This window comes from Mesorhizobium sp. M0047, from assembly GCF_040323315.1.
In the GTDB taxonomy this organism is placed as follows: Bacteria; Pseudomonadota; Alphaproteobacteria; order Rhizobiales; family Rhizobiaceae; genus Mesorhizobium.
Genome location: NZ_JAMYUW010000014.1, coordinates 99,084 through 115,594 on the forward strand (window position 1 = coordinate 99,084; position 16,511 = coordinate 115,594).

Here is a 16,511-nt window from a genome sequence, read left to right on the forward strand (position 1 = left end):
GCCGCATGACTGGCCTGGTGAAATTTGCGAGGCCGGTCATCATCCAAATTAGCCGCCATGGCAAAGAGCGTATTGTGGTCGATGTCACTGACGCAGCCTCCATCTTGATGCGAGACTTTGGAACTCAGACGATTAAGCGCAGGGCAGCTATGGACGTTTGCCTGAAGGTACTGCGGGGTGAAGCTCATTCCACCGCCGCCCGAGGCGCGTTTGTGACGGCCGCGCGCGAAGCAAACATTTTGCGAGGCGATTGATAGATGCCGGGAGCCCGCGCCAGACTGTTCCAGGCGCCGAGGAGTATCTTCCGACCGACAATCGCTATTCCTTATGGTGCAGGATGACAGCTGACCGCTCTCTTCCTACCAGGCAAACATCAACGCCCAGAGAGCCGTTCGCCGTCACTCCTTGCAAGCGCACTGGTCATTGCCCCTAGACGCCGATCACGAGTGCGCCGCCGGTAAGCCCGGCGCCGGCCGCGGCGAGCAGAAGCCTTTCGCCCGGCGCAAGCGGGTTGGCCTGATGGGAGAGGGAGAGCGACAGCGCAATTGTCGCGGCAGAGGAATTGCCGAACTCTGCAATGCTTCTCACCACCTTCTCAGGGCCAATATCGAGTTTGTCGGCCACGGCATCGAGAATGCGGGCGTTGGCCTGGTGTGGAACAAACCGATCCACGGCCTGAGCTGAAACGTTCGATATTTCCAGCGCCTCGGCCGAACACCTCACCATCATCTCGACCGCCTTGGCGAACACGGAGCGTCCATCAGCGATTGTCATGCGGGTCTCGGCTATGTCGAAATCTCCGGCAAAGGGCCGGCTGCTGCCGCCCGCCGGGATCTGAATCAGGCCATAACCCGATCCGTCGGACTCCAGCGAGGCGCCGAGGACACCGTGATGCGGGTCGGACGAGGGGACCAGGACGAGGGCGCCCGCGGCATCGGCGAACAGCACCGCGCTGGCGCGTTCGGCCGGGTTGATGCGGCGGCTCAGAATGTTGGCGGCGATGACCAGCGCCGGCTTGCCGTGGGTGCGCACGAAGGCGTCGGCGAAGGTGAGCGCATAGACGAAACCGGCGCAGGCGCCGGCAAGGTCGACGGCTCCGGCATGAGCAAGGCCGAGACGGTGCGCAACCAGCGGCGCGCTCGGCGGCAGCAGATGATCGGGCGTCGATGTTGCCAGCAGCAGCAGGCCAACCGCAGCCCGGTCGATGCCAGCCACGTCCAGCGCCATATCCCCCGCCTGCCCGGCCAGGCCCGACAAGGTGTCGGAAGGCTCGGCCCAGCGGCGTGACCGGATGCCGGTCCGCCTCTCGATCCAGCCGGCCTCCAGGCCAAGCGAGGCCTCGATCTCGGCATTCGGCACGGTCCGCGCCGGCGCGTGGTGGCCGAAACCGGTGATCTTCGCGCCTCGGATCATCGGGCTTGCCCAACAAGGTCGGCGGCCTGGTCGATCGCATCATGCAGGCGACCAAGCTCGCTGGCGCTTACGCAATAGGGCGGCAGAAGATAAATCACATTGCCGAGCGGGCGTACCAGGAGATCGCGCTCAAGGAAGAAAGCGCGCAGCTTCGGGCCGATTTCAGCCAGGTAGCCGGAGTTGGCCACCGCCAGTTCGAAGGCGGCAATCGTGCCAGTCACCCGGACATCGGCGAAGCGAGAATCTTCGGCAAAGCGGCGAGCCCCTTCGGCTTGCAGTTGCGTCAGTGTTGTGACGCGCTCGATGACCGGCTCATCGCGCCAGATAGCGATGTTGGCCAGCGCCGCCGCGCAGGCGATCGGATTGGCGGTATAGGAGCTCGAATGAAAGAAGGTGCGACTGCGGTCCGGCGAATAGAAGGCCAGAAAGATGGCGTTAGTGGCGAGCGTGGCGGCAAGCGGGATCGCGCCGCCGGTCAGCCCTTTCGACGTGCACAATATGTCAGGCGCAATGCCAGCCTGCTCGCAGGCAAACAGGGTGCCTGTCCGCCCCCAGCCGGTCATCACCTCATCGGCGATGAACAACGTCCCTGAGGCCTCGGCGATACGTTTCAATTCGGCCAGGATGCTTGGCGAATACATCCGCATGCCGCCGGCCCCGAGGACCAGCGGTTCGACGATCAGCGCCGCCGCCTTGCGATCACGGCTGAACGCCTCGAAGGCATCGAGCGTTTCCTGCTCGCGCCCGTTGGCAGGGAAGGGGATGGTATCGACGTCAAAGAGCAGGGGTTCATAGGCTGCGTTGAAGACGCCGCGGGCGCCGACGCTCATCGTCCCGATCGTGTCGCCGTGATAACTCGATTCCATCACAACGATACGCGAGCGCGGCGCGCCGATGTTGCGGAAATAGCCAAGCGCCATTTTGAGCGCCACTTCGACACTGGTTGAGCCGCTGTCGGAATAGAAGACCCAGTCCAGACCCTTCGGCGCCAGGCCGATGAGCGCGCTCGCCAGTTCCTCGGCCGGCGCGTGGGTGAGACCGGCGAATATGATCTGATCGAGCGTTTCGGCAGTTGAGCGGATTGCCTCGACGATCGCCGGATGGCGATGGCCGTGGGTCACCACCCACCATGAGGATATCGCGTCGAGAATGCGCCTTCCGTCATCCCTCTGCAGGTAGGCCCCCTCGGTCCGTACGACCTTCGGCAGGGCCGGTTCGACGGCGTGCTGGGTAAAGGGATGCCAGACGGCCGAGCGGCTCATGCGCTGGCCTGCTGAAAAGGCACCATGTCGAAATGCGCTGCCATGGCCGACAGGAGAGTGTCGGGCCCCAGCAAATCGAGGAAAGGCAAGCGGCCAAGCACACGCACCTTGCCGATCGCAGCGATGGTGCATTCCGTGTCGGGCATAGGGTCGCCGATGAATGCGACGCCCAAAAGCGGAATCTCGCGGCGGCGCAGCGCCTCGATCGATAGAAGCGTGTGGTTGATCGTGCCGAGCGCGGTGCGCGCACAAAGCACGACCGGCGCGCGCCAGCGGGCGAACACATCGATGAACAGGACGTTGCGGTTGAGCGGCACCATGAGACCGCCGGCTGCCTCGACGATCAGCGGGCGCGCCGTTATGGGCAGAACGAGGCGGTCGGGATCGATCAAAACGCCATCGAGTTCGGCGGCACGATGCGGCGAGAGCGGTCGGACCAGCCGCCAGGCTTCCGGGACGATCCGCTCTGGGGGAAGCTCCGCGAGTCTTACTACCGTCTGGGTATCGGTTTCGCCGTCTAGCCCCGACTGCACCGGTTTCCAGTAGGCGCCATTGAGCAGCCTGGCCAGACCGGCCGCGAGAACTGTTTTGCCGATGCCGGTGTCCGTACCGGCGATGACGAAGGTTTGGCTCATTCCGCCATTCGCTCCCATTCCTCTGACAATGCCTTGATCATCGCAGCGACGTCGGCCTGCTCGACATTGAGCGTCAGTGAAATCCTGAGCCGGGCAGTGCCCTCAGGCACCGTTGGCGGGCGGATACCGCGCACATCGAAGCCGCGCGCCTGCAGCGCGCTGGCGAGCGTCATGGCGCGGGCGTTGTCGTCGACGATCACCGGCAGGATCTGCGAGCCGCTCCGCGCGACCCCGCAGCGGGCTTCGATCTCCCGGCCGGCGAAGGCGACGAGGGCTGTCAGCCGCTCGCGGCGCTCGGGCTCGTCACGCAGGATGGCGAGCGCCTCGGTTGCAGCGACCGCCATAAGCGGAGAGGGGGCGGTCGCATAGATGAAGGGTCGGCAACGGTTGATGAGATAGTCGCCGATTACCTTGGGTCCGGTCACCAGCGCACCGGAGGCGCCAAGCGCCTTGCCGCAAGTGTGCAACACGACAACGTTGTCGCGGCCTTCGAGATCGTGCGCAAGGCCGCGTCCGTCGGAACCATACACGCCTGTGGCATGGGCCTCGTCAATCAGCAGGAATGCGTCGTGTCGGTCGGCAAGTGCCGCCAGATCGGCAAGGGGCGCGCGGTCGCCGTCCATGGAATAGAGGCTCTCGATCGCGATCCAGGGGCGGCCCATGCCACCAGAACGCCGCCAGGCCAAGATGGCGTCTTCGAAGCCGCCGACGTCATTATGGGGGGCCTCCGCCATCGCCGCCCGCCCGGCCCGCGCGCCCTCATGGGCGCTGGCATGGATGAGTGCGTCAAGCACGACGAGGTCGCCCTTTTGCGGAAGGGTCGTCAGGACGGCGAAGTTCGCGATATAGCCCCCGCCGAAGAAAAGCGCACGCTCGGCACCGAAGAAACGCGCCGCCTCGGCTTCGAGCGTCTCGTGCTCCGGTGTATTGCCGCGCAACAGGCGAGACCCCGTGGCGCCGATCGGCGTGCCGGCTGCGAGTGCTGCTGCGACGGCTTTGGCCAGGCGCGGCGAGGCTGCCAGGCCCAGATAATCATTGGAGGCGAAATCGAGGCCGGCACGCGGTGATAGCGCGCGCAAACGGTTCTTGCGCGCGAGCCCACTTAGCGTCGTCTCGTAACGGTCGAGCAAGCCCCCTGCGCTCACCGGGCGGAAAGCTCCATCGGTTCAATACCGAGCTTGCGAAACAGCGCAGTGTCCTTGTCCTCACTCGGATTGTCCGCCGTCAGCAGCGTATCGCCGACAAAGACGGAATTGGCGCCGGCAAAGAAGCATAGCGCCTGCATCTCCTCGCTCATTGCGGTGCGGCCGGCCGACAGGCGCACATAAGATTGCGGCATCAGGATACGGGCAAGCGCAATGGTGCGGACGAATTCGATCGGCTCTATTGGCCGCTCATGACCAAGCGGTGTGCCTTCAATAGGGATCAGCATGTTGATCGGGACGCTGTCGGGCGGCTCGGGGAGATTGGCGAGCGTCACCAGCATGTCCACGCGATCGACCGGTTCCTCGCCCATCCCGACAATGCCGCCGCAGCAGACTTTGATGCCGCTGTCGCGAACATTGGCCAAGGTCTCGAGCCGGTCGGCGAACGAGCGCGTCGTGATGACTTCGCCGTAATAGCGTTCGGACGTATCGATGTTGTGATTGTAGTAGTCGAGGCCCGCTGTCTTTAGCTGCTGCGCCTGCTCAACATCGAGCATGCCTAATGTCATGCAGGTTTCCATGCCGAGCGCCTTGACGCCTTCGACCATGGCGACCACGACCTCCATGTCGCGCGCCTTGGGGCTGCGCCACGCCGCGCCCATGCAATAGCGCGTCGCACCCGCATCGCGCGCCTTGCGGGCTTCCTCGATGACGCGTTCGACCGCCATCAGCTTGGAGGCCTTCAGTCCGGAATTGTGGTGCGCGGACTGGCTGCAATAACCACAATCCTCGGGGCAGCCGCCGGTCTTGATGCTCAGCAGCCGGCTGAGCTGAACGCGGTTGGGATCAAAGTTCGCACGATGGACGCAATGTGCGCGAAACAGCAGTTCGTTGAGGGGAGACTCGTAGAGGGCCCGGGCTTCGGCTTGGCTCCACAGGCGGCGGCTTCTGGCAGCTCCCCTATCTGCGGTCGAACCTTCCGTGGGCGAAACAAGCGTCATGATTTCCCCTATCCGTGAGCAGGCCCGCGCTGTTTACAGCAGGCGGCGCGTTTTTCCAGCCGAAATCTGAAATTCACCGCGGGTCAAAATGTCATTTCCCTCGCAGCCGGCACAATGGGCCCAAGAACCGACCGAGGCGAAGTGTCGACAGGACGCGGGCGCATTTGCTCGACCTGGCCTTGAGGACCCTGCCGGTTCGGCTCCTTGCCGGTGTGTCCAGAACAATCCTAATCAAGCTGGTAACATCTCATTCAGCCGGACTGTCTATAGCAACAATATGACGCCGCGCAGCAAACGTATTCTGGGCAAATCTACAGTCGTGACGATTATTGCAGTCGTCGCGACTTTCGGGCTGTCGTTCACGGCAAGACTTGGCCTGCAGATGCCGATCGACTGGCTGAGTTGGGTGGAATGCACCTTCATCCCGATTCTCATCGGACTGCCCGTCAGCGCCTTTATTTTCACCCAGGCGGAAACGATCCAGGAAACATGTGACAAGTTGGAGAAATCATACACAGCCCTGAGGGACGCACATGATAGGCTGACCTTCGTGACCAGTCACGACCCGATGACGGGCCTTCTCAGTCGCGGTGAATTTATCGCAAGGATGGACAGAAAGCGTGACGAAGGTGAATGCGACACACTGCTCCTGATCGATCCGGATCACTTTTCCATGATAAACGACCAACACGGCCATTCCAAAGGTGACGAGGCTTTGGTTCGAATTGCAAAGGCGCTCGTTTATCTGACACGCCCGGGAGACTCGATCGGTCGTCTTGGCGGAGAAGAGTTTGGGGTGTTGTTACGCAGCGCGCGTAAAGAGCAGGCAGCTACCATCGCGGAAAACATGCGCCGTCTTATCGAGGCGGGCCCGATGGCGAAAGGCCAACAGGACGGCGTGAAAGTGACTGTCAGCATCGGCGGCGCGGAAATCTCTCCCGATGCAGATGCTCAAGACGTCCTTCGCACCGCCGGACGATGCCTTTTTGAAGCGAAACAGCGTGGACGAAATCGTGTTTCGTTCGACTATGAATCGGGCAAATTGCGGGCCGTGACGCCATAACCCAGCTTAGAGCCTGAATCAAAAAGAGTGTTTTGATATCAACTTTTTGCGAGCCTGCGGGTGAGCAGGCGAATGTGAGCGACGTATATCCAGGCTTCTGCGGAAGCGAGGGATTTCTCCCAGTCCTTGGCCAGCCTGCGGCATCGCCCCAGCCATGCGAATGTGCGCTCCACGACCCAGCGGCGCGGCAGGACCTCAAAGCCTTTGGCTTTATCCGTCCGCTTGACGATCTCCAGGGTGAACGTGCCGATCTTTTGCATCGCGCCCTTAAGCTTCGGTCCGGCATATCCGCCGTCGGCGAAGACGTGTCGCAGCCACGGCCAGCGTTCGAGAATGGTCTTGAGGGCAGCCGGTGCGCCGTCCCGGTCCTGGATATCAGCGGCGTGGACGACGAGACCGACCATCAGGCCGATGGTGTCGACAACGATGTGACGCTTGCGCCCGTTGATCTTCTTTCCCGCGTCGAAGCGACGAATTCCGCCGCTTTCCGTGGTCTTGACCGATTGGCTGTCGATCACGCCCGCCGTCGGGCTCGCTTCCCGACCCTCAGCCTCGCGCGCCGCCATGACGAGGCTGTTGCTGATGGTCCGCAACAAGCCCGCCTCACGCCAGCGATAGAAGTACTTCTGCACCGTTGAAAAGGGTGGGAAGTCTTTCGGCAGCAATCGCCACGCGCCGCCCGACGAGGCGAGGTAAAGAAGTGCGTTCACGACCTCGCGCAGGTCTGTCTTGCGCGGCCGGCCGATGCGGCTCGCCGACGGCATCATTGGCGCAATCAGCACCCACTCTGCATCGGTCAGATCGCTTGCGTAGCGGGCGCAACGCCGCTCATAATGCGCACGGGTGATTTCAGTCCAGGCCATCGTGATCTCCATCGAATCTCGCAAATCCGACAGAATCACAACCTGCTGAAATCACTCAACTCTTTTTGGAACGGACACTTAGGCCCAGCCTGACGCGGGCAGAATATTGCCCGAGATGGCCTGCCTTCCGCCCTGCCCATCCGCGCGAACAGCCCGAGCCACATTAGAACCGCGTTGCACAGCCTTGGGGACTGTTTTCCGGTAGACGGCATTATTGGAGTCCACCTCCCAAGTGACACAAGAAAGCCCGCCCCATTGTCTGGAGCAGGCCTTTCTGTGCGCGGTACTCAGAACCTTGCCGCTACGCGAAAGATAGTAGCGAATGGTAAACACCGACTGAAGATTAGTGCCGTTTTGATGGCCTTTGAGCTTCCGGCCCCTGCCAGCCGACAATTGCTCGCGAGTTGACAGCTTGCTCATGCAGGCCGAACTCGCGCAATCCCTCCCCCCGCGATAGCGCACAAGTCTTTCGCTGCGCACGCGACCGCGGCAAGTCAACGGTGATGAGCCGCGCCGCGCCCGCCCTTCTCCCAGCACCCTGTCGGCGAGATAGATCGCTTAACTCGAGTTCATCGGTAACCATGACCATCGATCGGCAGCCACTCCCTGCTTTAAATCCAGCTCCGCCACGCAGGAAGCCGGATTGATCGTAGGTTCGGTTCACAGCCGCTCATTGGCCGACGCACCCGGCGCACGGCTGGCGCAGCAATTGCGCAGGGTGCGATATTTATCTTAAGCTGAAAAATCGGTCGTGACGTCATCCGAAAATGCCGGGTCTTGCAATTTTTTCTTTGCTGCGTCTAAGTTCCAAGGAACCGGCCTGGCAGAACGGCCGGGCCCCACTGCAATTGTTACGAAGGAATACGTAGATATGGCGACCGGCACCGTGAAGTGGTTCAACAGCACCAAGGGATTTGGATTCATCCAGCCCGACAACGGAGGTCAGGACGTTTTCGTCCACATTTCCGCTGTCGAACGAGCGGGCCTCTCGACCCTAGCTGATGGGCAGAAAATCAACTACGAGATTGAACAGGACCGCCGGACTGGCAAGTCCTCCGCGGGCAATCTCAGCAAAGCTGGTTGATTTCAGCTGACTCCCTTAAGAGCCGGACGGACGCGGCAGGCCGGGATGGCCGGCCGACCGTTCGATACGAGCGATAGCACATGGCTGACCTTACCCTTTGGCAACAGATGGCTGCCAAGGGGTGCGAGTTGGCTTAGCAACCCAGGCTTTTGGACATGCGTTGGCCCCAATATCTGGCCTTGCTCTCTGTCTTGAGTCCGAAACGCACAGACTTACGTCGACGGCGAAGCTCGATCGGCGATCAGGCTGAGACCTTCTTGCGGCTCCGCTTCGTCGGCCAGGCACTTCCGGCTCTTTTGGTTTGCGGCCGAGCCCCATCGTCTTGCCAACGCCGAGCGCGTGGCGGCGTAGTTCGGCGCGACCATGGGATAATCCGCCGGCAGACCCCATTTGGCGCGATATTCATCCGGCGTCAGCCCGTGCTGGGTCGACAGACGGCGCTTCAGGGCCTGATCGAGCGGCCGCTGCTCTCCGCTCGATGAGGAGGGGATAATCGTAAACAATTTCCAAGCCCCACCGCCGGGTACCACAGCCGTATCCGATTTGGCCAGTTCATGCACCGGCCAAGGCGCGAGATCCTCGGTCTCATCGAGAAGCCGACTCTCCTCCTGACCGTTGTCGAGTCGAAGCAGATGAACGGCGGGTGTTCCCCAGGGCGGCAGGACTCGTTGCTTGCTGCCAGCTGCACAAATCCTGGTCACCCCTGCGATGGCTGAAGCTCTGCCTCCCCCAGTCACTTTGGAAGCCATCGAGGGCTACGATCAATTTGGACCTCAGTCGCTGCGTAGAATTTTCGCTTCTAACGCCGCTGCAACGAAAGCCCGTCTCGCTACCGGCGTCCGGGCTTCTCCACGCAGAACCTGAAGACATGCATCCATAGCCATATTTCGCTTCTTCGTCTGATGAGGGAAACTCCGCAGCAGGATCGAGGCTGCGTCGTTCACATCGAATATGACGCGCTCACGGTCATGCCGGCCAACTTGCACCACCACGGGCCGGGCGAACCTGCTCGACATGCAATTACACTCTCAGTTCCGACCATGACATGATTTTCGCGTATCATGACGTTCGGAGAATTTATACATTTCTGACTAGGGCCAGAACAGAACTGGCAGTTGCCCAATCTCAAGACAAGCAGGCCGCTATCTGTTCCGGCCTTGATGCGCAAGAAAGCACAGCGGAATTCTGTCGCGTCCGGGGTGAAGCGGCGGCCTTCTACGACGCGGGCGCCAAGGTTGCCGTGGTGACCCCCAATGACAAGCTGCGCGCTTTGTTCTCCCAGCCTCGGGATTTCCTGAAGCCCGAGCCTTCCTTTCTGGGTGCCAGCTTCTAACGCCGATAGCGTCCGTCAATTCAAAATTTCGCGAGTGCCGATCCTTTTCCGACCGGATCCGGGCGAAGGAAGGGCTGGCATTACGGGCCGGCGCGAAAGGTTCGGCGGGCGTTCGGGGCTTTCGAACTTGGTTGTCAAAATTTGCGGTTGAAATTTACTTTCGCCGAATTGTTCGGTAGGGGATCAACACGCAGCGACTACTCTAGAGGGGGGGTGAAAGAGGGATGCAGCGTCTGTCTCCCGCAAGGCTCGGGGACGTTCTGGCCGGCGACCTGCGGGCTTTTGGCGGGCCCTCGACGATTGAACCACTTGCCGGCCGCATTAGAGCGGAGCAGGTCAGTATCGTGCTCCGCAACACGCCTCTTGGCATGGTTGCCAACATACTCAATGCGGCCACTCTCGTTATGGCGGTTTGGGGCTCGCCCGACCAAACGAGCCATCCTTTGGGCTAGTGTCCTCATCGGCGCCGCTGGTTTCGTAGGCCTAAGAGCGAGATCATCGTTTCAGTCAGTCAAACCTAGATCAGTGTCTCGCCGGACAACGCGAAACCTAGTGCGGAACGCCCTGCTGTTCGGCACTTGGTGGGGCGCACTTCCCATTCTGTTCTTCGGCGGGGCAACAAGTGCAGCCCAGGTCGTCATCACCTGCCTGAGCGCGGGGATGATCGCAGGCGGTGCCGCCTCGTTTTACACGATTCCCATTGCGGCCATCGCGTATACGCTGCCGATCTTCGTCGGTTCGGCGGTTGCGATTGTGTGGATGGAAGGCGCCGTCAATCTGCCCGTCGCAATCCTGATATTAAGCTACGCCACCACGCTGTTTCGGGCAGTGCTTGCTCACGCGTCTGAATTTACCCAACGCTTCATTCTGCAAGCGGAAAGCGAAAATGCCATTCGGCAGGGATGTTCTAACCAGTTTGCCAAACCGGTTCAGCTTCAACGAGCGGCTGGAGAGCGCGTTGGCGGACGCAAAGCAGTTTGACCAACACTTTGCCTTGCTTTTATTCGACATTAACAATTTTGACGAGGTGAATGCTTACTTTGGTCGAGCAATGGCGGATGCCCTTTTGGTCGAAGTGGCTGCGAGAATTCGGAAATTAACGCGGGAGACCGATGACATTGCCAGGTTGGAGGGCGGCGAATTTGCAATAATCGCTGCACGCGATATCAGGCCAGATCAAATCAGGTTCTTGGCCAAACAGATCATAGATGTCATGCGCGCGCCGTTCTTGATCGGAGGGCGCGAAATATATTGCAGGGCTTCTATCGGCATCGCTCTGGCGCCCACTGACGGTTTGGATGCCAACCAGCTCCTGCGGTGCGTCGATACCGCGCTACACAGGGCCAAGACGCGCGGGGCGAGCTCCATCCAGTTTTTCAGCGCAAATGATAATGAGGCTGCTGCAAGGCGCCATGCCCTTGAACGCGATCTGGCATCCGCGCTCGCCAACGACCAGCTCTGGCTCGCATTTCAACCCTTTCTCGACCTCGGGAGTGATCGCATCCGAGGTTTTGAAGCGCTGCTGCGGTGGCAGCATCCGACCCTCGGCGCGATCCCTCCATCGGAGTTCATTCCTATCGCTGAAGAAACCGGATTGATTCACAGCATCGGACATTGGGCCGCCAAGACGGCTTGCTTGGCCGCGGCTCAATGGCCGCGCGACTTGCGGGTTTCCGTCAATTTGTCGGCAGTGCAGCTTAAGGACAAGGCCTTGCTGGATGGAATTGTAGCGACCTTGGCTGAAGCCGGTTTGGAGCCGCGAAGACTGGAGGTCGAGATCACGGAATCGGTGCTGATTTCCGATTTTGAAGACGCTATTTCATCGTTGCAATCGTTGAGTTTTCTATCCGTCACAGTTGCCCTTGACGACTTCGGCACTGGCTTTTCATCGCTGACGTATCTTCGTAAATTGCCTCTTTCGCGGCTCAAGATCGATCGATCTTTTGTCCAGGATATGCTCACCGATGCGGACTGCGCCGCGATTGTGAGATCACTGATTGAATTGGCGCACGAGCTTCGAATTGAGGTAACGGCCGAAGGCGTCGAAACCCCCGAACAGCTCGACTATCTTCGCCGCGTCGGTTGTGACGAAGCTCAAGGCTATTTAATCGGGAAACCTGTCCGGATAGACGACATTCTTTGCATTGCTGCGAAGCCGTTTGGTCAGCAGCTAAATACATGAACGGCACGACCCGTACTTTGCCGGCGATGGTCTGGTTTTTTCTCGTACGCCAACGGTGATGAGGTGAGGTAACGGACGCCACCCGGCAACAATTTTTCCTGAGGCAATGCGGTCTGCTTTCATCTTGATAGCAGACGATGCCACTCGGCGAACATCGGAATTTCCAAGAGTTTTCTTGGCCAGGGCAGGCGTCGGTTCCGGGGCAGCATCATGGGATCTAACCTTCAGGAAGTCCCACGGCAAAGAACTGTTTTCGATATTCTCGATTATAGATCCAGTGGCGAATGATGCAGCAAGATCGACAGCTTTGCGGCGGCGTGCGATCCGGATTGCCGACGAAAGAGCTTGGGCGGTTGTCCTGTAGCGGACCGGGCTCTTGCCGGAAATTGGGCGGATGGGGAGCAGGACGTCGAGAATCTGTCTGATCGGATTCATGGAAGCTCCCTTCTGACTGTCGGCGGCAACCATATAACCAGCCGCGGCAACGAACGACAATTGGACGACGTGGTTTCATCCTTCGTGCGCGACCACAGGAGAGCCCACGTGACGAAACTGACAAAACATCTCGGCACCGTGATCGTGACGTCGGATGGCACAGGCCTGTCGGCTCCCGGGCGTATCAGGACTTTTCCAATGACGCTGACGGCGACGGTGGACCCGGACGGCAAGCAACGAGGACGGGTCCGTTGAATTGGACCCTAGCGAATTTGCCGACTGGAACGGTGAAGCGGTTCAACAGCACCAAGGGGTTTGGATATCCAGCCCGACAATGGCGGTCAGGATGTTTTCGTCCACATTTCCGCTGTCGAACGCGCGGCGCCTCTCGAACCCTCGCTGACGGCCAGAAGATCAATTTTAAGATCGGGCAGGACCGCCCACCGGCAAGTCCTCTGCTGGCAATCTCTGCCGGCTGACTTTCTGCTCCGTCCTGGCAGGCCAAACCGCAAAGCCGGAAGCACATTGCTGCAAGGCGTTGCGAATTCCTTGTGAATAGCTTTTTTGAAGGGAAGGCAGGGTTTTGCCCCCACCTTTCATACTCCGGGCAGATGAGATTATGCCGATGGCAGCTGCGCGCCCCAGATCGAACCTCGATTTCTGAGATCAAGCTGTGACCTCCTTGCTGGTCCGCTTCGCCGGCGTCGGCGTTTCGGCTCTTTACGTTTGCGGCCGAGCCCCATGGTCTTGGCCAACGCCGAGCGCGCAGCGGCGTAATTCGGCGCAACCAAAGGGTAATCCGCTGGCAGACGCCATTTGACGCGATTTTCTTTCGCTATAGGGCTGCCCCTCCCGCCGTCGTGCACAAGTTGGGCGGCCCGCCGGTGGCGGTCACGTGACCGGGTCAGAATTGGCAACGCGCTCCTCGAACTCTCCGGCGCGCGTCTCAAAGCACAGTTACCGAGCGGGGCGTGACTTGATCGGGATACAGGCACGTGGAAAGGCGACTTCTGCAGCGCCTTCACCTCCCGAGCCTCGGCGACAACGACATCGGCGGTCAGCCAGATCAGGCTCGATGTTGCCTCTCGTATTCCCTTAGGATGGTGTGCCCGGATGGAATTCTTTGTGCGGACGCCACTATCGTGGCGGCGCCGTCGGTACAGGAGACGGCTTGATGAAGCCGGCGTAAGTCAGCCGCAAGTACTGCCGTCATGAATCCGCGAGGTTTCGTGGCGAGTGACTTGGCTCTGTGCAGAGCCCATTTCCCGCTCTTTCGGCTAATTCCCTTGTTCCAGCCGGACCTGCCGATCAACCCGCTGCGGGGTCGGACTACGCAAAGCGTGCCGTCGCTCACGGCTTCGCCATCGCGATGATCGCGGTCCCGGCTGGACCCGACGGGCGCCTGTCGAGCGGGGAATGGTCTCCGCGACCAAGGAGCCAAACAAATGTCGCACGAACTCAGCCTCGCTCAGAGCCACGCCTGGAACCTCGCTCGCACCCTGATGACGCCGGTCATCCTGTTCAAGGTCAATGACAACGAGTACGGCGTTCTCCCTGCCGAAGACCTCGACGGCGACGAGGTCGAGGCGATCTGCGAATACTGTCCATACACAGGCGGCCGGCCGGTTCATTGAACTGGCCTCTATGCCACGGCGTCCCGCTTGCGAGCGGCAGGCCGCAAGGGAGGCTGCGCCGCGGCGAAAGCCGCGCCCTTGCGCCCTTTGCTCTTCGCGGCGGTTGCGGAGTGTTCCGCGAATTGTGTGGAAGAAGTTGACTTGAAGAAAAACCGGCCGGAAGGGCTCTCGGGAGAGAAAAATGGAAAAGACGGATATAGAAGCGCTGCGCGGCCGGGTCGGCTGTGCCGCGGTGCTGGAGACCGGCGGCTTCACGGTCGACTTCAAGGAAAGCACTCGCAAAGCGGTTAAATACCGTCGTGGAAACGGTATCATCATCGTCATCCATGATGGCAAGGGATGGTTCGACCCGTTGTCGGATCGAAAGGGCGATGTTTATTCGCTGGTACAGCATCTGGATGGCGGCGATTTCCTGGAAGCCCTCTTGCAGGTAGCCTCGCTTGCGGGGTTCGTGCCGAGCGAGCCGGAATGGAAACGACAGTCTCGGGAGACCGAACCCGACCAGTCAGTTCCGAAGCGATGGGCGGCCCGACGCAAGCCGTGGCGCGGGTCGGCGACCTGGCGCTATCTGCGCGATGACCGGCACATTCCCGAACAGGTCATTGCGACTGCGATCGCTCAGAACGTTCTGAGGGAAGGCCCGCGCGGCAGCATGTGGGCCGCCCACAGCGACGCGGCCGGTCTCGTCACCGGCTGGGAGGAGCGCGGACCGCAATGGCGTGGCTTTGCGGCCGGAGGCGGCAAGGTGTTGTTCCGGTTGGGAACGGTAAAGGCCACCCGGATCTGCGTTAGCGAAGCGGCGATTGACGCCATGAGCCTGGCCGCGATCGAACGGATCCGGCGCGATACGCTGTATGCCAGCACCGGCGGCGGCTGGTCCCCGGCGACGGACACAGCGCTTCGCATGTTGGCGGGGAGCCCGAACAGGCGGCTTGTAGCGGCCACCGACGCCAACCCGCAGGGCGAGGCATTCGTGTCGAGGCTGCGTGAGCTTGCCGGCGACGTGGCCTGTGACTTCGAGCGGCTGAAGCCGCTCGCCGAAGACTGGAACGCGATGCTGCAGGACGCGGCATCCGCCTGACGGCGCCGATCACTCAACCGCAGCGCAGAAGCGAAGATCGCCGGCCCGGGATTTGCCATGGCCATGTCAACTCGAAACGGTGCGGCCACGAAGCCATGACAGCCGGTTCGCACCGCCAAGTTATGGAGGGCAGGGAGAAAAGAAAATCAAACCAAACCCGGCTACCGCATGCCCGCCGGTCGCGTGCAAGGGTGAAGCTTCGCCCGGCTGCGCCGGCCCTTGACCCGCCCGGGCGGAGAGGCGGCCGCAGGGGAGGGGTCATGAAGGGCTGAAGATGATGGGCATCCACGAGGATGCTGCGCGCTCAGGCCCGACGAAGGCTGAAGGAGCCCGAGGATGAACCCCTTTTTTCCCAATCGTAAAGTCTACCAGGGCATCGCCGACCGCCGGCAGATGTTTCGCATGTTCGATCGCCATGCGCAGCGCCCGGAACGAGATCACGTCGATGCCGGATCTCTTTATAGCGGGGAGTGGTTCGAAGTCGGCCCCGTCGAGCACGACTACATGCTGGAGATCCTGCCACCGCTCTGGATGCGAGGCGAGATGTTCGCGCTGCGCGAGTTCCTTACCGATAGCATTACCAGCGTCTTCTACACGCTGCGCATCGACGGCAGAACGCGTTATTTCCATGCCTATTGCGATCTGAATGTGGCGCGATCGCCTGCCAAAATGCGCGATGCTATCGTCGAGCGCGAGACCTGGCCGGTGAAGGCGATGACGCGCGAAGAGCGGCTGGAGCATATCTGGAGCGCCACGCACGACGAGTACCGTGGCTATGCCGGGGACCGCTGGCTGCCGGAGCATTGCGGCAAGCGCACGGTGCTCTGTTATGGCGGCCGGCAGGGCGCCATGCCGAAGCTGCTCGACGAGCTCACCGATGATGAGATCGCGGCGAAGCTGCCGGTGCATCTGCGCCACCTTCCCCTGGCCGTTGCCGCGTGAGGGGGATGCGATGTTCACTTTTCCCATTCTTGCCGTTCGCAAGGTCATCGAGCGCGGAAAAACCGATGCCGCCAACAACGGCGGTTTTCGCAATCCCTATTATGGCCTCAAGCCCGGTCAGGGCGAGATCCCCGGCCTGTGGCTGGTTGGAGACCAAGGTGTCTACCTATTGTCGAACGGAAAACTCGCAGACGGCGAGCGCCCGCTCGTCCTCTATTCCGAAGAATGCCACCCGATCGGCAACCCCGACTGGTTTCACTACAAGCAGCGCCATTTCGGTGGCGACGACGGCATCGAATTCATCGAAGCCGAGCAACTGATCCCGCTGTTCGATCGCAACCTTCGCTGCACGCATCTCAACGTGCAACTCACCGAGACCGAAGTCTCGCTCTCGCTGATCGCCCGCTAACCCCCAGCAAACCTGCCAGCCCTTTCACG

At 61.0% G+C, this 16,511-nt stretch carries 19 protein-coding genes and 3 pseudogenes; 12 read left to right on the top strand and 10 right to left on the bottom strand.

All coding sequences use genetic code 11. The annotated features are described in order from the left end of the window. Positions 1–5 precede the first annotated feature (5 nt). The gene (locus NKJ89_RS16035; RefSeq protein WP_352603772.1) at positions 6–254 is read left to right on the top strand and encodes a DUF982 domain-containing protein; all 249 of its coding nucleotides are present in this window, start codon (positions 6–8) and stop codon (positions 252–254) included. A gap of 175 nt (positions 255–429) precedes the next feature. On the opposite strand, the gene bioZ is transcribed toward NKJ89_RS16035, so the two are convergent. Genes bioZ through bioB form a run of 5 tightly spaced genes read right to left on the bottom strand, consistent with a single transcriptional unit; the run spans position 430 to position 5,456 of the window. After that, positions 430–1,413, bottom strand: coding sequence for a 3-oxopimeloyl-[acyl-carrier-protein] synthase BioZ (gene bioZ, locus NKJ89_RS16040; protein WP_352603774.1), 984 nt, complete (start codon positions 1,411–1,413; stop codon positions 430–432). Beyond that, on the bottom strand, positions 1,410–2,675 hold the full coding sequence (locus NKJ89_RS16045) for an adenosylmethionine--8-amino-7-oxononanoate transaminase (RefSeq protein ID WP_352603776.1): 1,266 nt from the start codon (positions 2,673–2,675) through the stop codon (positions 1,410–1,412). The genes bioZ and NKJ89_RS16045 overlap by 4 nt, the downstream gene beginning before the upstream one ends. Continuing rightward, positions 2,672–3,310: a dethiobiotin synthase gene (gene bioD / locus NKJ89_RS16050; protein WP_352603778.1), complete on the bottom strand. Its 639-nt coding sequence runs from the start codon at positions 3,308–3,310 to the stop codon at positions 2,672–2,674. Before bioD ends, NKJ89_RS16045 begins: the two co-directional genes overlap by 4 nt. Beyond that, positions 3,307–4,455, bottom strand: a complete 1,149-nt coding sequence (locus NKJ89_RS16055; RefSeq protein WP_352603780.1) for an 8-amino-7-oxononanoate synthase — start codon at positions 4,453–4,455, stop codon at positions 3,307–3,309. Before NKJ89_RS16055 ends, bioD begins: the two co-directional genes overlap by 4 nt. Then, positions 4,452–5,456 (bottom strand): biotin synthase BioB, encoded by a 1,005-nt coding sequence (gene bioB / locus NKJ89_RS16060; protein ID WP_352603782.1) that lies wholly within the window; start codon positions 5,454–5,456, stop codon positions 4,452–4,454. The genes NKJ89_RS16055 and bioB overlap by 4 nt, the downstream gene beginning before the upstream one ends. A gap of 277 nt (positions 5,457–5,733) precedes the next feature. On the opposite strand from bioB, the gene NKJ89_RS16065 reads away from it, so the two are divergent. Further along, positions 5,734–6,519, top strand: coding sequence for a GGDEF domain-containing protein (locus tag NKJ89_RS16065; RefSeq protein ID WP_352603784.1), 786 nt, complete (start codon positions 5,734–5,736; stop codon positions 6,517–6,519). Between the two features lie 38 nt (positions 6,520–6,557). On the opposite strand, the gene NKJ89_RS16070 is transcribed toward NKJ89_RS16065, so the two are convergent. After that, positions 6,558–7,382 carry an IS5 family transposase gene (locus tag NKJ89_RS16070; RefSeq protein ID WP_352603786.1) on the bottom strand — a complete coding sequence of 275 codons (825 nt, stop codon included), beginning with the start codon at positions 7,380–7,382 and terminating at the stop codon, positions 6,558–6,560. An 871-nt stretch (positions 7,383–8,253) separates the two neighbouring features. Between NKJ89_RS16070 and NKJ89_RS16075 the strand changes: the two genes are divergently transcribed. Beyond that, a complete protein-coding gene (locus NKJ89_RS16075) occupies positions 8,254–8,466 on the top strand; it encodes a cold-shock protein (RefSeq protein WP_027038889.1) in 213 nt (70 codons plus the stop codon). Between the two features lie 241 nt (positions 8,467–8,707). Here NKJ89_RS16075 and NKJ89_RS16080 read toward each other — a convergent pair. Together NKJ89_RS16080 and NKJ89_RS16085 are read right to left on the bottom strand one after the other, a co-directional pair. Further along, positions 8,708–8,918, bottom strand: a pseudogene (locus NKJ89_RS16080) (MucR family transcriptional regulator); the annotation flags it as partial. A 321-nt stretch (positions 8,919–9,239) separates the two neighbouring features. After that, on the bottom strand, positions 9,240–9,482 hold the full coding sequence (locus NKJ89_RS16085; protein WP_352603788.1) for a DUF982 domain-containing protein: 243 nt from the start codon (positions 9,480–9,482) through the stop codon (positions 9,240–9,242). Between the two features lie 29 nt (positions 9,483–9,511). Here NKJ89_RS16085 and NKJ89_RS16090 point away from each other — a divergent pair, with 29 nt between their 5' ends. The 3 genes from NKJ89_RS16090 (at position 9,512) to NKJ89_RS16100 (ending at position 11,981) form a co-directional block, all read left to right on the top strand. Beyond that, positions 9,512–9,799, top strand: a complete 288-nt coding sequence (locus tag NKJ89_RS16090) for a hypothetical protein (protein WP_352603790.1) — start codon at positions 9,512–9,514, stop codon at positions 9,797–9,799. A 552-nt stretch (positions 9,800–10,351) separates the two neighbouring features. Beyond that, positions 10,352–10,780, top strand: a complete 429-nt coding sequence (locus NKJ89_RS16095) for a hypothetical protein (RefSeq protein WP_352603792.1) — start codon at positions 10,352–10,354, stop codon at positions 10,778–10,780. Beyond that, positions 10,758–11,981 (top strand): putative bifunctional diguanylate cyclase/phosphodiesterase, encoded by a 1,224-nt coding sequence (locus tag NKJ89_RS16100; RefSeq protein WP_352603794.1) that lies wholly within the window; start codon positions 10,758–10,760, stop codon positions 11,979–11,981. Before NKJ89_RS16095 ends, NKJ89_RS16100 begins: the two co-directional genes overlap by 23 nt. On the opposite strand, the gene NKJ89_RS16105 is transcribed toward NKJ89_RS16100, so the two are convergent. Continuing rightward, positions 11,970–12,416 (bottom strand): hypothetical protein, encoded by a 447-nt coding sequence (locus NKJ89_RS16105; protein WP_352603796.1) that lies wholly within the window; start codon positions 12,414–12,416, stop codon positions 11,970–11,972. The genes NKJ89_RS16100 and NKJ89_RS16105 overlap by 12 nt on opposite strands. 108 nt (positions 12,417–12,524) lie before the next feature. Here NKJ89_RS16105 and NKJ89_RS16110 point away from each other — a divergent pair, with 108 nt between their 5' ends. Next, complete coding sequence (locus tag NKJ89_RS16110; protein ID WP_352492056.1) at positions 12,525–12,671, top strand: hypothetical protein; 147 nt, start codon at positions 12,525–12,527, stop codon at positions 12,669–12,671. Positions 12,672–12,688: 17 nt separating this feature from the next. Beyond that, positions 12,689–12,885, top strand: a pseudogene (locus NKJ89_RS16115) (cold-shock protein); the annotation flags it as partial. A gap of 148 nt (positions 12,886–13,033) precedes the next feature. Here NKJ89_RS16115 and NKJ89_RS16120 read toward each other — a convergent pair. Continuing rightward, positions 13,034–13,246 (bottom strand): annotated as a pseudogene (locus NKJ89_RS16120) (MucR family transcriptional regulator); the annotation flags it as partial. A gap of 615 nt (positions 13,247–13,861) precedes the next feature. Here NKJ89_RS16120 and NKJ89_RS16125 point away from each other — a divergent pair. The 4 genes from NKJ89_RS16125 (at position 13,862) to NKJ89_RS16140 (ending at position 16,482) form a co-directional block, all read left to right on the top strand. Next, the gene (locus tag NKJ89_RS16125) at positions 13,862–14,050 is read left to right on the top strand and encodes a hypothetical protein (RefSeq protein WP_352603798.1); all 189 of its coding nucleotides are present in this window, start codon (positions 13,862–13,864) and stop codon (positions 14,048–14,050) included. Between the two features lie 181 nt (positions 14,051–14,231). Further along, the gene (locus tag NKJ89_RS16130; protein WP_352603800.1) at positions 14,232–15,131 is read left to right on the top strand and encodes a DUF3991 and toprim domain-containing protein; all 900 of its coding nucleotides are present in this window, start codon (positions 14,232–14,234) and stop codon (positions 15,129–15,131) included. Positions 15,132–15,467: 336 nt separating this feature from the next. Next, positions 15,468–16,073: a DUF1419 domain-containing protein gene (locus NKJ89_RS16135; protein ID WP_352492053.1), complete on the top strand. Its 606-nt coding sequence runs from the start codon at positions 15,468–15,470 to the stop codon at positions 16,071–16,073. Positions 16,074–16,083: 10 nt separating this feature from the next. After that, positions 16,084–16,482: a DUF3085 domain-containing protein gene (locus NKJ89_RS16140; RefSeq protein WP_352603802.1), complete on the top strand. Its 399-nt coding sequence runs from the start codon at positions 16,084–16,086 to the stop codon at positions 16,480–16,482. The last annotated feature ends 29 nt before the right edge of the window (positions 16,483–16,511 follow it).

Bases quoted from the DNA above. Each gene is read 5' to 3' on its own strand.
- NKJ89_RS16090 (WP_352603790.1), top strand. From the start codon at position 9,512: ATGATTTTCGCGTATCATGACGTTCGGAGAATTTATACATTTCTGACT.
- bioD (WP_352603778.1), bottom strand. From the start codon at position 3,310: ATGAGCCAAACCTTCGTCATCGCCGGTACGGACACCGGCATCGGCAAA.
- NKJ89_RS16125 (WP_352603798.1), top strand. From the start codon at position 13,862: ATGTCGCACGAACTCAGCCTCGCTCAGAGCCACGCCTGGAACCTCGCT.
- NKJ89_RS16140 (WP_352603802.1), top strand. From the start codon at position 16,084: ATGTTCACTTTTCCCATTCTTGCCGTTCGCAAGGTCATCGAGCGCGGA.
- bioZ (WP_352603774.1), bottom strand. From the start codon at position 1,413: ATGATCCGAGGCGCGAAGATCACCGGTTTCGGCCACCACGCGCCGGCG.
- NKJ89_RS16135 (WP_352492053.1), top strand. From the start codon at position 15,468: ATGAACCCCTTTTTTCCCAATCGTAAAGTCTACCAGGGCATCGCCGAC.
- NKJ89_RS16085 (WP_352603788.1), bottom strand. From the start codon at position 9,482: ATGTCGAGCAGGTTCGCCCGGCCCGTGGTGGTGCAAGTTGGCCGGCAT.
- NKJ89_RS16065 (WP_352603784.1), top strand. From the start codon at position 5,734: ATGACGCCGCGCAGCAAACGTATTCTGGGCAAATCTACAGTCGTGACG.
- NKJ89_RS16075 (WP_027038889.1), top strand. From the start codon at position 8,254: ATGGCGACCGGCACCGTGAAGTGGTTCAACAGCACCAAGGGATTTGGA.
- bioB (WP_352603782.1), bottom strand. From the start codon at position 5,456: ATGACGCTTGTTTCGCCCACGGAAGGTTCGACCGCAGATAGGGGAGCT.
- NKJ89_RS16105 (WP_352603796.1), bottom strand. From the start codon at position 12,416: ATGAATCCGATCAGACAGATTCTCGACGTCCTGCTCCCCATCCGCCCA.
- NKJ89_RS16130 (WP_352603800.1), top strand. From the start codon at position 14,232: ATGGAAAAGACGGATATAGAAGCGCTGCGCGGCCGGGTCGGCTGTGCC.
- NKJ89_RS16070 (WP_352603786.1), bottom strand. From the start codon at position 7,382: ATGGCCTGGACTGAAATCACCCGTGCGCATTATGAGCGGCGTTGCGCC.
- NKJ89_RS16045 (WP_352603776.1), bottom strand. From the start codon at position 2,675: ATGAGCCGCTCGGCCGTCTGGCATCCCTTTACCCAGCACGCCGTCGAA.
- NKJ89_RS16035 (WP_352603772.1), top strand. From the start codon at position 6: ATGACTGGCCTGGTGAAATTTGCGAGGCCGGTCATCATCCAAATTAGC.